A 14,572-nucleotide genomic window follows, 5' to 3' on the forward strand; every position below is an offset into this window, starting at 1 on the left:
ATTTCACTGGAGGGCTGTTTCGGCCGCCCTGTTCGGATTTTCCTTGATACGGGCCAATCTCACGGCCCGTTCCACGCTCAGTCGGGAAAGCGATACTTCCGGATGTTCTTCGGAGAGGGCTGAAAGCAGAACATCATGTACCGGTGGTTTCAATCGGGCAAGAATGAGTTTTTTGCTTTCCTTTTTCATGTTTTCAAAGAAATCCCTTAATGCCTCGACTGTTGTCGCATCCAGATCGGGTGTCTGTTCCAGACTTAAAATAACGGTATGAATGGGCAGTTTGGAAGAAGAAATGATATCCCTGACCTGTACCAGAATACGGTCTGAATTGGCGAAGAACATGGCCTGATCTGGCCTGACGATCAGGATACCGGAAACGGGCTGGGCTTCGGGAAAAGCGGTCAGACTGACGAAGTCGTGGCTTTGACCCAGTCGTCCCAGAACCGAAACAGTGGACTTCGAGTTCTGGCGCAACATGATCAGAAGGCTGATTGCGATCGCGATCATCAAGCCTTGCAATACACCGAGAACCAGAACGGCCAGAACGGACAGGACGATCAGCGCACGGTCGATTTTCCATGTGAAGTAGAGTCTGAAACTGGACAGGCTCAAGGTCGTTGCCATCGTGAAAATGACAATGGCAGCGAGAACGGGCTGGGGTATCCATTCAATATAGGGAAGCACCGTCAGGATAATCAAAAAGGTGATGATCATGGCGGCGATGCCGGCGATCCGTGTGCGGGCGCCATAGGCTTCATTGGCCGCTGTCGCTGAATAACCGGCTCCTACCGGCATCCCCTGAAAAAGACCGGAAACGATGTTTGAAATACCGAGCGCGAACAAGTCACGGTTTGGATAAATCGTGTCGTGGTGTTTGATGGCAAAACTGCGGATTGAACCATAAGATTCTGCGTAAAGAATGAATACCAGAGCAACGCCGATTTCAAACAGCTGGACCCAGTCGGAATAGGGAAGGTCGGGAATCGTCGGATTGTTGAGGTTGAGCTGGATCAGGCCGACGTTAGGGATATCCATTGAAGGCAAATCGAACCATTTGCTCGCGAGGATACCGAGAATGATGACCAGCGTGCCGCTTGGGAAATTCTTGTATTTTCCGTTTTTTATCCGTCGCAGCCATTCTCCCAGCGACAGAAATATCAGGGCAAGCACGGTTGTGACGAGACAGCCGATATTCCACAGATTGGCCTGTTTGAGAATGTCGACCATGAAAGCGAAGAGATTGCTTTTGTAGGAATGGATATTCAAAACAGTCGTCAGCTGCTTGATGATAATGACGATGGCCAGCCCGAAGGTGAAGCCGCGCAAAACCGGTTTTGCAATGAAATCGGTGACGTTCCCCATGCGGGTCAGGGCGGCAATAATGAAAATCAGGCCGGTCATGGCGACAAGGCCCGAGGCAAGCATCAATCGGTAACCGGGATTGTCCCCGCCCAGAGACAGGGTCGCTGCAGCCAGGACGACAGCTGACGACGATGTGGGAGAAACGAGGGCAAAGCGGCTGGAACCAAAAATACCGTAACAGAGCAGCCCGGCAAACAGGCCGATGATACCGGCCTGTGCAGGCAGGTTGCCGATACTGGAGTATGCAAGTGCCTGTGGCAGGAGCAATCCGGCAATGGACAGGCCGGCAATGATGTCCTGCCAGTTCAGAAAACCGACATATTTGCTTTTCAGCTTTTCGATATCGTCTATCGGCAGATTCATATAGGGTTTTGACCGCTTCTCGTAGGCATACACGTTAATTGAATTCGAACAGGTTTACCGCCTGTTGAAAACATCAATCTCAGCAGATAACCGGCAAACAACGGTATTGTATACAGAATTGCGAACCCGGTATTGGGTATCCTTAAATAAGGATAAAACCGGGTCGCTTCAGGAAGTGAATAATGCTATGGATGGAAGGTTTTTTTCTGCCGGATATCAATGAATCAGACATTCTCCGTGTCAACGGCTTCCTCTGCCTGTCCCTCGGATTCATCTTCTGTTTCAGATGGATGTGTCTGAACAACTTCGAGTGTTTTTTCTTCAGACGTTACGATTGGCGAGATTTCGACAAGAGGCATTTCTGTCATGACTTCTGTGGCCTGTGGGGTATCGTCAAGAACATCGATTGAGGACGACAGTGATTCCGGAGCCGGTTTCACGTCTTCAATCAATTCCTTTTGCAATGCGGCATCGTAGGTTTTCGCAAGACATTGCTGGGCACCGAATGCCGACTGTTTTTTGCGAATTTTACGCCGTTTATAGCTTCCATTCGGCTGCAGTTCCCAGGAATTCGTATTGTCTTTAAGATAGTATTTGAGACCTTCTTCTATAACCCGTTTTTTCAGCGCCGGGTCAAGAACCGGGCAGGCAACTTCAATCCGTCTGAACAGATTACGGGCCATCCAGTCCGCACTGGAAATGTACAGATCGTGTTTCAGGTCGTTCCTGAAATAATAGATGCGTTCGTGCTCGAGGAAGCGGCCGATAATGGAACGGACACGGATATTTTCCGACAGGCCGGGGACACCTGGACGCAAGGCGCAGGCGCCACGCACGATCAGCTCGATTTTGACCCCGGAGGAAGACGCCAGATAGAGTGCACGAATAACGGATTCGTCGATCAGTGAATTCATTTTTGCGACGATTCTTGCGGGACGGCCCGCACGGGCGATGCGGATTTCATTCAGAATCGCGCGGATCAGATTCCTGTGCAGGGTAAACGGAGCCAACCACAAATGTTCCAGTTTTTTCGGTTTCGTCAGGCTCGTCAAATGCATGAAGACTTCACTGACCTCATTGGTAATCTGGGGATGTGCGGTCAGGATGCCGAAATCGGTATAGATCTTGGTCGTGGCCGGATGGTAATTGCCTGTGCCAAGGTGGGCGTAATTCCGGAATGCGCCGTTTTCGCGGCGGATGACCAGTGCCAGCTTGGCGTGTGTTTTCAGTCCCATTACGCCATAAACCACCTGTGCACCAGCCTGTTCTAGCTGCTGTGCCCAGTCGATATTCTGTTCCTCGTCGAAACGGGCTTTCAGCTCGACGATGACGACGACTTCCTTGCCCTTGTTCGCGGCGTCCATCAGGGCTTCTATCAGGGCTGAAGTCACCCCTGCACGATAGATCGTCTGTTTGATTACAACGACATCCGGGTCTTCGGCAGCTGCACGGACGAAATCGACAACGGTCTGGAACGACTGGAAAGGATGGTGGAGAAGAATATCCCTTTTCTTCAGGGCATCGAAAAGACACACGTCGTTTTGCGCGTCGGAAGCGATTGAAGCCTGATATGGCGGGAAATACATCGACGGCGTTTTGACGAAATTGAAGATTTCGGAAAGGCGTACCATATTGACGGGGCCATTGACACGGTACATGTGGCTCTCATCCAGATTGAATTCATTCAACAGGAATCGGGCCAGATCGTCAGGGCAGTTTTTGGCGATTTCAAGCCGCACAGCCGATCCGAAATGACGGTTTTGCAGGCTGACCTGCAAGGCTTCACGGAGATTTTTGACTTCTTCTTCATCGACCCATAAATCGCTGTCACGGGTAACGCGAAATTGTGAGTAGGCGATCACTTCGCGTTCAGGGAAGAGATCGGATATATGGGCATGGATAATCGAGGTCAGCAGGCAGAATGTATAGCCGTCTTCTGACAATTCATCCGGCAATTTGATCACTCTTGGCAAAACACGGGGTGCCTTGACGATGGCGATGGCACTTCCCCGTCCGAAGGCATCCTTGCCAGCGAGGGAAATAATAAAATTCAGGCTTTTGTTCGCGACCTGCGGGAAAGGATGCGCCGGGTCCAGAACAATAGGCGTCAACAATGGACGGATCTGGCTTTCGAAATACGATTTGACCCATGCGCGTTGCGCTTCAGTCCGGTTATTGTGGCTGACTATATGAATGCCGTTTTTTGCCAGTCTGGGCAGGATCTTGCGGTTCAGAATGGCATACTGGTAATCGACCAGCGTATGACACTGGACATTTATTTTGTTCAGCAAGCTGTTGGCGCTGACGGAAACAGGGCTGTCCGACGTCTGGCGCGCATGCAGGCTTGAAACACGGATCTCGAAAAATTCGTCCAGATTGCTGCTGCCGATACACAGATATCGTAACCTTTCCAGCAAGGGAAGGCTTTCATCTTCGGCCTGTGCCACGACTCTGCGGTTGAATTCCAGCAGGGAAAGGTCGCGGTTCAGATACAGGTTCGGTTCAAGGGAACCTGTTGGCAGATTCTGAATGGGTTTTGTCACCGGTGATGCACTTTGAGAAGGCACGGAATATCCTGATCTTGGTCGCTATTCTTTTATGATAACAAAAAAATATGACGGAATTATGACGAAAGTCGGTTTGAGGAGTATGAATTGAGGTAAAGGGCGTTTTAATTTTTTTCAAGTGAGCGATTGAATGCCATTTTCAATAAAAAAGGCATCTGCGAGAAACAGATGCCATAAATGGAGGAAAAGATAAAGAAGGACTAATTTACTGCCAACCGGGTCTTGGTCGACCCCGGTTTTTTGGGAAGTTTCAATTCCAGCACACCATCTCTGTACATGGCTTCGGCTCTGGATTCATCCACTTCCTGCGCCAGCGCAAAGCTTCGCGATTGCATGCCGTAGTAGCGTTCGTTACGCACGGTCTTGCCGTTTTCTTCCCTGTTTTCTTCTTTTTTCAGCTCGTACTCGATCGTAACGAAATTGCCTTCAACCGTTACCTTGATGTCTTCTTTTGAAACGCCGGGAGCATCGGCCTTGACAACGTAAGCGTCGTCCGTTTCGGAAACGTCGATTTTGATACGTGGTTCCGGTTCCCAGCTGCTCCATGGAGCGCTCAACCGGAAGTTATTGAAGAAGTCATCCATATTGCGCATGGGCTCAAAGCGTGAAATTTCATTGAACGGATGGATATTTGGAAGATTGTTTGCCATGGGTATCTCCTGACTGTCTGGGGCCTGTCACATTTGAAGGTCAATTCATACAAGGACGCATTCCTTTGTATAAAAGATAACGTGTCTGACTTCAGGGTTTTTGACAGGGCTCAAAAATACAAATGTGAAAAAGCAAAAGAAAACGAGAGTTTTCTGTAAAAAACAGGGACAAAGTTGTTGCAAAATTCTAATCAGGCATTTAGTATTGGGGACATAGTTATCGAAAACAGCTTCTTTCATGCATCGGGAGAATTTAATGGCACGTACCGCCCGACTGGTTTTGCCAGGTCAGCCGCATCATGTATATCAGCAGGGAAATAACAGACAAACCGTATTTTTCGACAAGGAAGATTTCGATATATTTTTGAGCTGGTTGAAAGAATCGTCCCGACAGTTCAAAATCGATATTCATGCCTATACCCTTTTGCATAATGCGTTTCATCTGTTGGTGACGCCAACGGACGGGATCGGGCTGGCCCGCATGATGCAATGGGTCGGACGTTATTATGTGCCTTATTTCAACAAGAAATACAAGCGTTCAGGAACGCTTTGGGAAGGGCGTTTCAGGACATCGCTCGTCGATGCAGACAATTGTTTGCTTGAATGCAGCCGCTATATCGAACAAAAACCGGTGCTGGATGGAATGGTTGCCAGACCGGAAGAATATGAATGGTCAAGTTACGCCCATCATGCAGGCATCAAACCTGATCCGGTCATCCGGGACCATGCCGTTTACTGGAATCTCGGGAATACACCTTTTGCAAGAGAACTCGCCTACAAGGAATTTTTCAACCGTTTCGATCATTGGGAGAGTGAAAAACTGGACCGGATTTTGATGTCTGGATGGCCGTTGGGGTCAGAAAAATTCAAAAAACAGCTGGAAATTCAAACCGAACGCCAGTTCCGAATGGGGAAACGCGGGCGCCCGCAAAAAAACAATCCAAATTCATAGTAATTTTCTGATAATTTTTTGTTAATTCGTTGTTATTTAATGATGTTTACTATGTCCCTATTATATATTATGGTTTTTCTGAGTTACATTTAAATAACTCTGACCCTTTTTATTTTTGTTGTCATCATTAAAAAAGCGGTTTATTCTTTTTGCACAAGTTAATGAAATACATTGCAAAAAGAGGTCATTATGTGTGCGCAGGGTTTATACCGCTCCTCATTTGAACACGATGCCTGCGGCGTCGGGTTCGTCGCCCATATCAAAGGGGTCAAGAGCCATTCGATAGTCGAACAGGGACTCCTTATCCTGAAAAATCTCGATCATCGCGGTGCCGTCGGTGCCGACAAGATGATGGGGGATGGGGCAGGTATTCTGATCCAGATACCTGACCAGTATTTTCGCGAGGAAATGGCAAAGCAGGGTATCAGCCTGCCTCCTCCGGGCGAGTACGGTGTCGGCATGATTTTTTTGCCGAAAGAACACGCTTCCCGTCTGGCCTGTGAAAAAGAAATCGAACGCGCCGTGCGTGCTGAAAAGCAGGTGGTTCTCGGCTGGCGCGACGTTCCGGTCAATACGGAACTGTTGATGTCGGAAAAGGCGAGGGAAAAGGAGCCGGTCATTCGCCAGATTTTCATCGGACGAGGCCCTGACATCATGGTGACCGATGCGCTGGAAAGAAAGTTATTTGTCATCCGCAAGGCAGCAGGCCATGCGATTCAGGCGCTTGATCTGAAGCATTGCAAGGAATTTTTCGTGCCGTCCATGTCGGCCAGAACGATCGTATACAAAGGTCTTTTGCTGGCCGATCAGGTACAGGGCTATTATCTCGATTTGCAGGATGAACGTTGCGTGTCGGCGCTCGCACTTGTGCACCAGCGCTTTTCCACGAATACGTTTCCGGAGTGGCCACTCGCTCACCCGTACCGTCTGATTGCGCATAATGGCGAGATCAATACGGTCAAGGGAAACTTCAACTGGTTCCGTGCACGTGAGGGGCTGATGAATTCGGCCGTTCTGGGCGATGACCTGCAAAAACTGTATCCGCTCATGTATGAAGACCAGTCGGATACGGCGTGTTTCGACAATGCACTCGAATTGCTCGTCATGTCCGGTTATCCGCTGGCGCACGCCATGATGATGATGATTCCGGAGGCCTGGGAAAACCACAAGTTGATGGAAGACAACCGGCGTGCCTTTTATGAATACCATGCCGCCATGATGGAACCGTGGGATGGTCCTGCAGCGATTGCCTTTACAGACGGCCGCCAGATTGGGGGCTTGCTCGACAGGAATGGTTTGCGTCCGGCCCGTTATGTCGTCACCGATGACGATCTGGTCGTCATGGCTTCGGAAACGGGCGTATTGCCGATTCCGGAATCGCACATCATCAAGAAATGGCGCTTGCAGCCCGGCAAGATGTTTTTGATCGATCTGGATGCCGGGCGCATCATCGACGACAGCGAAATCAAGAGCATATACGCCAACGCACGGCCATATCGTGCATGGATCAATTCGGTCTGTATCCGTTTGCATGAGTTGAAAGAACACGCTCATGACCTGTTCCAGTCTTCCGTTCCATTGATGGATCGGCAGCAGGCTTTCGGTTTTACGCAGGAAGACCTGAAAATGCTTTTGCCTCCTATGGCACTGAACGGGGAAGAGGCGATCGGCTCGATGGGTAACGATGCCCCTCTGGCAGTCTTGTCGCACCATTCAAAACCCTTGTATAACTATTTCCGCCAGTCTTTTGCACAGGTGACGAACCCGCCGGTCGATCCGATCCGGGAAGAAATCATCATGTCTTTGCTGTCGTATATCGGGCCGAAGCCGAACCTGCTGGATACGAATAACGTGAATCCACCGATGCGGCTGGAAGTGACACAGCCGATTCTGGGATTTGCCGAAATGGCGAGTATCCGGAATATCGACGCCTATACAAACGGCAAATTCCGTTCGTATGAGCTGAATGTCTGTTATCCGGTTGCGTGGGGGAAAATCGGTATCGAAGCCCATCTGGCTTCCCTGTGTGCGGAAGCGGTCGATGCCGTGAAATCCGGCCATAATATCCTGATTGTTTCCGATCGCCTGATCGGGCCGGACAAGCTTGCCATCCCCGCGCTTCTGGCAACATCGGCCATTCATCAGGATCTTGTCTCGAAAGGATTGCGTGCTTCTACCGGTCTGGTCGTTGAAACCGGTTCGGCAAAGGAAACGCATCATTTCGCCCTGCTGGCAGGATATGGTGCCGAAGCGGTTCATCCTTATCTGGCCCTTGAAACCGTTTCAGAACTTGCGCCAAAACTGTCGGCCGAGCTGACACCGGAAAAAGCGCAGGCCAATTTCATCAAGGCGATCAATAAGGGCCTGATGAAGATTATGTCGAAAATGGGGATCGCGACATACCGGTCTTATTGCGGGGCACAGATTTTCGAGGCAGTTGGCCTCTCCAGTGCACTGGTCGACAAATATTTCAAGGGTACCGTTTCCAGTGTCGAGGGGATTGGCGTTTTTGAAGTCGCTGAAGAATCATTGCGCTTGCATCAGGAAGCGTTTGGCCGCCATCAGCAGCCGGTGCGTTTTCTGGACGTCGGCGGTGAATACGCTTTCCGTCATCAGGGCGAAGAGCATATGTTCACACCGGATGCGATTGCCAAATTGCAGCATTCGACGAAAGCGAACAATTATGCGACGTACAAGGAGTATGCCCAGATCATCAATGACCAGTCACGTCGCCAGATGACCTTGCGAGGTTTGTTCGAATTCAGGATCGATCCGGTGCATGCCATTGCAATCGATGAAGTCGAACCGGCAAAGGAAATCGTCAGACGATTCGCGACAGGTGCCATGTCGCTTGGGTCGATCAGTACGGAAGCGCACACTTCGCTTGCAATCGCGATGAACCGGATCGGCGGCAAATCCAATACCGGTGAAGGAGGGGAAGACCCGAGGCGGTATGAAAATGAACTGGCCGGTATTCCGATCAGAAACGGTGAAACACTGTCGTCGATTCTGGGAAAGGATCGGGTCGTTTCCGACATTGAATTGCAGGAAGGCGATTCCCTGCGTTCGAAAATCAAACAGGTCGCGTCAGGACGTTTCGGTGTGACGGCAGAATACCTGAATTCGGCCGACGAAATCCAGATCAAGATGGCGCAGGGAGCCAAGCCGGGTGAAGGCGGCCAGTTGCCGGGTGAAAAAGTCTCGGAATATATCGCCAGCATGCGGTTTTCCGTTCCGGGCGTCGGCCTGATTTCGCCTCCGCCCCATCATGATATTTACTCGATCGAGGATCTGGCACAGCTGATTCATGACCTGAAAAACGTCAATCCGCGCGCGACGATTTCGGTCAAGCTGGTTTCCGAAGTCGGCGTCGGTACGATTGCGGCAGGTGTTGCCAAGGCGAAGGCGGATCACATCGTGATTTCAGGTCATGACGGCGGTACAGGTGCGTCGCCTCTGTCGTCGATCAAGCATACCGGTTCCCCCTGGGAAATCGGGCTCGCGGAAGCGCAACAGACGCTGGTGCTGAACAATTTGCGCGGCCGGGTTCGCATTCAGGCCGACGGCCAGATGAAAACCGGACGTGATGTCGTGATCGCCGCTATTTTAGGTGCCGATGAAGTCGGTTTTGCGACAGCTCCGCTGGTCACACAGGGATGCATCATGATGCGCAAATGCCATCTGAATACCTGTCCGGTCGGGGTGGCGACACAAGACCCGGAATTGAGAAAGAAATTTTCCGGCAAGCCGGAATATATCGTCAATTATCTTTTCTTCGTCGCAGAAGAAATGCGACAGATCATGGCACAGCTCGGCATCCGGAAATACGAAGACCTGATCGGTCGTGTCGATTTGCTGGAGAAAGCAAAAGCCATTTCCAACTGGAAAGAATCCGGTCTTGATTTCAGCCGTCTCTTTTACGATCCGGTCGTCGATGAAAGCGTACACAAACGGCATTGTGAAACACAGGATCACGGACTTGAAAAATCGATCGACAACCGTCTGATTGCCCAGTCGGCGATTGCACTGGAAAACGGGGAAAAGATTTCCTTCATTTATCCGATCAAAAACGCCAACCGCAGTGTCGGTGCGATGCTCTCCGGTGAAGTCGCCAGACGGTTTGGTCATGATGGGTTGCCTGACGACACGATCCATGTCCAGTTGCAGGGTACGGCCGGGCAATCAGTCGGTGCTTTCCTGTCTCACGGCATCACGCTGGATCTGGTCGGTGAAGCGAATGACTATGTCGGAAAAGGCTTGTCGGGTGGTCGCATCATTATCCGGCCACATGCCCAGTTCCGTGGCGAGCCGAATAAAAACATGATTGCCGGAAACACGGTTTTATATGGCGCCATTTCCGGCGAAGCCTACATTTACGGTATTGCCGGTGAACGATTTGCCGTCCGCAATTCGGGTTCGCTGGCGGTGGTCGAAGGCTGTGGCGATCACGGTTGTGAATACATGACGGGTGGAACGGTCGTTGTGCTTGGGGAAACCGGGCGCAATTTTGCAGCGGGCATGTCCGGAGGTATCGCCTATGTTTACGATCCGGACAAAACCTTCAGGCGCAAATGCAATCTGTCTATGGTTACACTGGAACCGCTGCTCTCCTGCTTCGATCAGGAAGCCGGTATCGACAAGGCCATCTGGCATCGTCTTGGCCTGAATGGAGAGGCACAGACGGATGAAGCGATTCTGAAACAGCTGATCGAAAACCATTTCACGCATACCGGCAGCATGACGGCGCGGCATTTGCTGGAAAACTGGTCGAATTGCCGTGAGAATTTCGTCAAGGTTTTCCCGATGGAATACAAGCGTGCCCTGAAGGAATTGTATTCGGAGAAAAATGAAAGAACGGATGTGGCGGCAGCCTGAATCGGGCATGGTCGGGAAAAAGCGGATTGAGGTGAAAAAATGGGAAAAGTAACTGGGTTCATGGAATTTGGCCGTATCGAGGAAACGCATCTGGCGCCTGGTCAGCGGGTTAAAAATTATCGGGAATTCACGATGACGCTGGTAGATGATCAGGCGCGTGAACAGGGGGCACGCTGTATGGATTGCGGGATTCCTTTCTGTAACAACGCATGCCCGATACATAACCTGATTCCGGACTGGAACGATCTGGTTTATCGGGGCGAGTATAAATTGGCACTCGACAAATTACAGGCGACAAACAATTTTCCGGAATTTACGGGCAGGATTTGCCCTGCGCCGTGCGAACCGGCCTGTTGTCTGGGCGTGATCAGTGAACCGGTCGGTATCCGTTCCATCGAACGTTTCATCATTGAAAAAGGCTGGGAAGAAGGCTGGGTTGTGCCTCATCCTGCAAAGGTAAAGTCTGGCAAAAAAGTGGCGATTGTCGGTTCCGGTCCGGCCGGGTTGTCGGCGGCACAACAACTCGTGCGTGCCGGACATGATGTCGTTGTTTTCGAAAAGAACGACAAAATCGGTGGCTTGCTGCGGTACGGCATTCCGGATTTCAAGCTGGAAAAACAGATTGTCGATCGCAGGCTGGAGCAGATGAAAGCGGAAGGAGTCGTTTTCCGCACGGGTGTTCTGGTCGGCAAGGCGTTACCGTCCCAAATCCAGAATATGGCGACTGAAGTCATTGATCCACAAACGCTTGAAAAAGAATTCGATGCCGTCATTTTGGCGTGTGGTGCGGAACAGCCAAGAACGCTGGATGTGCCCGGCGCGGATTTGCAGGGTGTCCATTATGCGATGGAATTTTTATGTGCACAGAACCGCAAGGATGCGGGAGAGAGGGGAAAGAACCGTCTATCCGCAGAAGGCAAACGGGTCGTCATCATTGGCGGTGGCGATACAGGTTCGGATTGTGTCGGGATTGCAAACCGTCAGGGTGCAGCAAGCATTTTACAAATCGATCGCAATACGAAATTGCCTGAAACCATCGACAAGTCGCTGGTCTGGCCTTACTGGCCGAAACAGTTCACGATTTCCTCTTCGCAGGAAGAAGGTTGCGAACGGGACTTCAGGATTCAGACGAAACGAATAGAAGGAAAACGCGGCAAGGTCGAGAAAATCATTGCCTGCCGGGTCAATTCGGTTGGTGGCCGTTATATGGATGAACCGGGCAGCGAGTTTTCCATAGAAGCGGATATGGTATTGCTGGCAATGGGATTTGCCGGGCCAGCCAAAGAGGTGCTTGATGCATTCGGTGTCCAAAGGGATATGGCCGGTAATGTCATGGCGGCAGCAGAGGGGGAAAAACGTTTTCAGACCTCGGTCGAAAAAGTGTTTGCGGCTGGAGACACCCGTCGTGGCCAGTCGCTGGTTGTCTGGGCATTGCACGAAGGCAGGGAATGCGCGGCAGCGGTCGATCGTTTTTTGACGGAACGGGCGAATTAACAATCTGATACAAAAATCGCATCCAATGTCGTCAATTATTGATGGCGGTCTGTTATATTGTGTCCGTTAAGGTAGTATCATTGCTGGCAATTAAATAATGGTGCCATTGTGTCCGGCATCCGTTAAAATATTTCTTTTAATATTCAATTCATATCATTATGAAAATCCAGGGCAGCATAGTTGCACTAGTCACTCCAATGAATGCCGATGGCAGCGTCGATCTCGACAGCATGCGTCGCCTGATGGACTGGCAGATTGCAGAAGGTACGGACGCTTTCGTTATTGTCGGAACGACGGGCGAATCGCCTACGGTCAATGTAGATGAACACGCCGAACTGATTCGGGTCGCGGTTGAGCATTCCGGCAAACGGGTGCCGATTATCGCCGGAGCCGGTGGCAATTCGACGGCTGAAGCCATTGTCCTGACCCGTTATTCCAAAATGGCTGGCGCAGATGCGACCTTGCAGGTTGTCCCTTACTACAACAAGCCGACCCAGGAAGGCATGTACCAGCATTTCAAGAGTATTGCCGAAGCAGTCGATTTGCCGGTCGTACTCTATAACGTTCCGGGCAGAACGGTTGCCGACATGTCCAACGAGACAATCGTGAGATTGTCGAAAGTGAAAAACATCATTGGTGTCAAGGATGCAACAGGCAATATTGCCCGTGGCATCGATCTGCTGCGCCAGGTACCGGATGATTTCTCCGTTTTTTCCGGGGACGACTCTACGGCAATGGCGCTCATGTTGTGCGGCGCCAAAGGCAATATTTCGGTTGTCGCCAATGTCGCTCCGAAAAACATGCATCTGATGTGTGCTGCGGCAATCAAGGGCGATATCGCAACCGCTCGCAAGCTGAACAATCTGATGCTCCCATTGAGCCAGCAATTGTTTGTCGAACCCAATCCGATTCCTGTCAAATGGGCAATGATGGAAATGGGTATCATTCCTTCCGGAATCCGGTTGCCGCTCGTGACACTTTCCGATATGTATCAGGATGGCGTTCGCAAGGCGTTGAAGGAAAGTGGCGTGCTCGCCTGATTTCAGGCAGCCAAATACATTGTAATGGATCAGGTTTCCAAATCTAACGGATGACGGGAAGTTAAGACTTATGGTTTTGAACAAAAAAGTTGGTTCTCTTTTACTGGGATCGTTGACAGTCATAAGCTTGACGTCCTGTAGTGCATTCGACACCCTTATGGAAGCGGATCGCATCGATTACAAAAGCGAAACGCCGAAGACTCCGGGCCAGAGACTGGAAATTCCGCCGGATCTCACCCAGATGCAGAGAGACAACCGGTATTCAATTCCTGAAACATCTTCTTCGGGAGTGGTAACAGCTTCGGGTTATAACCAGAAACAGCTGGAAGCGAGACCGGCTTTGGCAGGCACCCCGGGTGTCGTCGCGCCGAAAGAGGCAACCGACATTCGCATTGAAAAACACGGTAGCCAGCGCTGGCTGGTCGTCAATCGGTCTCCTGAAGTGTTATGGCCTGAAATCAAGGAATTCTGGCAGGATAATGGTTTCCTGATTAATGTGGATTCTCCCGATACAGGGATTATGGAAACGGACTGGGCAGAGAATCGTGCCAAGATCCCGCAGGATTTCATCCGCCGGACGTTGGGCAAGGTACTTGATTCGCTCTATTCCACCGGTGAACGCGATAAATTCAGAACCCGTCTGGAACGAAATGCTGACGGCACGACCGAAATTTATATCAGCCATCGTGGTGCACAGGAAGAACTTGTTGGCGTGAATCAGGATTCGACAGTATGGACAGCCCGTCCCTCCGATCCTGAACTGGAAGCGGAATTCCTGTCCCGTCTGATGGTTCAGTTAAGCGATATCAATCAGAAAGAAAAGGTCAAGGCCAAGGCGCTTGCGGAAAGCAAGACTGTCGTGCTGGCTCCAAAAGCCACTCTGGTCAAGGAAAGTGATATTTCCAAGGTCGAGGTTCATGAACCTTTCGACCGTGTATGGCGGCGTGTCGGTCTGGCTCTGGATCGTGTCGGCTTCACTGTTGAAGACCGCGATCGTTCGAAGGGGCTGTATTACGTCCGTTACGTCGATCAGGACAAGGATGCCAAGAATACTCCTGAAAAACAAAAAGGCTTTTTCGAGAAAATGTTTACTTTCTCTGAAAACGAAAAAGTTGCCCAGCGTTTCCAGATCGCTGTCAGGGAATTTGACGGCAAGTGCGATATCGTTGTCCTGACTGACAAGGGCCAGCCGGAAACGACATCGACAGGCAAGAAGATTATGAACCTGCTATATGAGCAATTGCGCTAAAACTTTTTTGAGTGACGATC

8 protein-coding genes are annotated in these 14,572 nt (G+C 50.7%); 5 read left to right on the forward strand and 3 right to left on the reverse strand.

Going from position 1 to position 14,572, the window contains the following annotated elements; all coding sequences use genetic code 11:
• Positions 1–3 precede the first annotated feature (3 nt).
• From BRW83_RS03635 to BRW83_RS03645, 3 genes are all read right to left on the reverse strand, one after another.
• Complete coding sequence (locus BRW83_RS03635) at positions 4–1,725, reverse strand: SulP family inorganic anion transporter (protein ID WP_005881450.1); 1,722 nt, start codon at positions 1,723–1,725, stop codon at positions 4–6.
• A gap of 224 nt (positions 1,726–1,949) precedes the next feature.
• Positions 1,950–4,220, reverse strand: coding sequence for a polyphosphate kinase 1 (ppk1, locus tag BRW83_RS03640; RefSeq protein ID WP_005881448.1), 2,271 nt, complete (start codon positions 4,218–4,220; stop codon positions 1,950–1,952).
• Positions 4,221–4,492: 272 nt separating this feature from the next.
• Positions 4,493–4,942 (reverse strand): Hsp20/alpha crystallin family protein, encoded by a 450-nt coding sequence (locus BRW83_RS03645; RefSeq protein WP_005881446.1) that lies wholly within the window; start codon positions 4,940–4,942, stop codon positions 4,493–4,495.
• Between the two features lie 256 nt (positions 4,943–5,198).
• On the opposite strand from BRW83_RS03645, the gene BRW83_RS03650 reads away from it, so the two are divergent.
• The 5 genes from BRW83_RS03650 (at position 5,199) to bamC (ending at position 14,552) form a co-directional block, all read left to right on the forward strand.
• The gene (locus BRW83_RS03650; protein ID WP_036603108.1) at positions 5,199–5,894 is read left to right on the forward strand and encodes a transposase; all 696 of its coding nucleotides are present in this window, start codon (positions 5,199–5,201) and stop codon (positions 5,892–5,894) included.
• Positions 5,895–6,083: 189 nt separating this feature from the next.
• Positions 6,084–10,769, forward strand: a complete 4,686-nt coding sequence (locus BRW83_RS03655) for a glutamate synthase-related protein (protein WP_036603105.1) — start codon at positions 6,084–6,086, stop codon at positions 10,767–10,769.
• 39 nt (positions 10,770–10,808) lie between these two features.
• Complete coding sequence (locus BRW83_RS03660) at positions 10,809–12,263, forward strand: glutamate synthase subunit beta (RefSeq protein WP_005881439.1); 1,455 nt, start codon at positions 10,809–10,811, stop codon at positions 12,261–12,263.
• A 158-nt stretch (positions 12,264–12,421) separates the two neighbouring features.
• Positions 12,422–13,303, forward strand: coding sequence for a 4-hydroxy-tetrahydrodipicolinate synthase (gene dapA / locus BRW83_RS03665; protein ID WP_005881437.1), 882 nt, complete (start codon positions 12,422–12,424; stop codon positions 13,301–13,303).
• A gap of 70 nt (positions 13,304–13,373) precedes the next feature.
• On the forward strand, positions 13,374–14,552 hold the full coding sequence (gene bamC / locus BRW83_RS03670; RefSeq protein WP_005881435.1) for an outer membrane protein assembly factor BamC: 1,179 nt from the start codon (positions 13,374–13,376) through the stop codon (positions 14,550–14,552).
• The last annotated feature ends 20 nt before the right edge of the window (positions 14,553–14,572 follow it).

It is taken from the genome of Oxalobacter formigenes, assembly GCF_002127965.1.
Classification (GTDB): domain Bacteria; phylum Pseudomonadota; class Gammaproteobacteria; order Burkholderiales; family Burkholderiaceae_D; genus Oxalobacter; species Oxalobacter formigenes.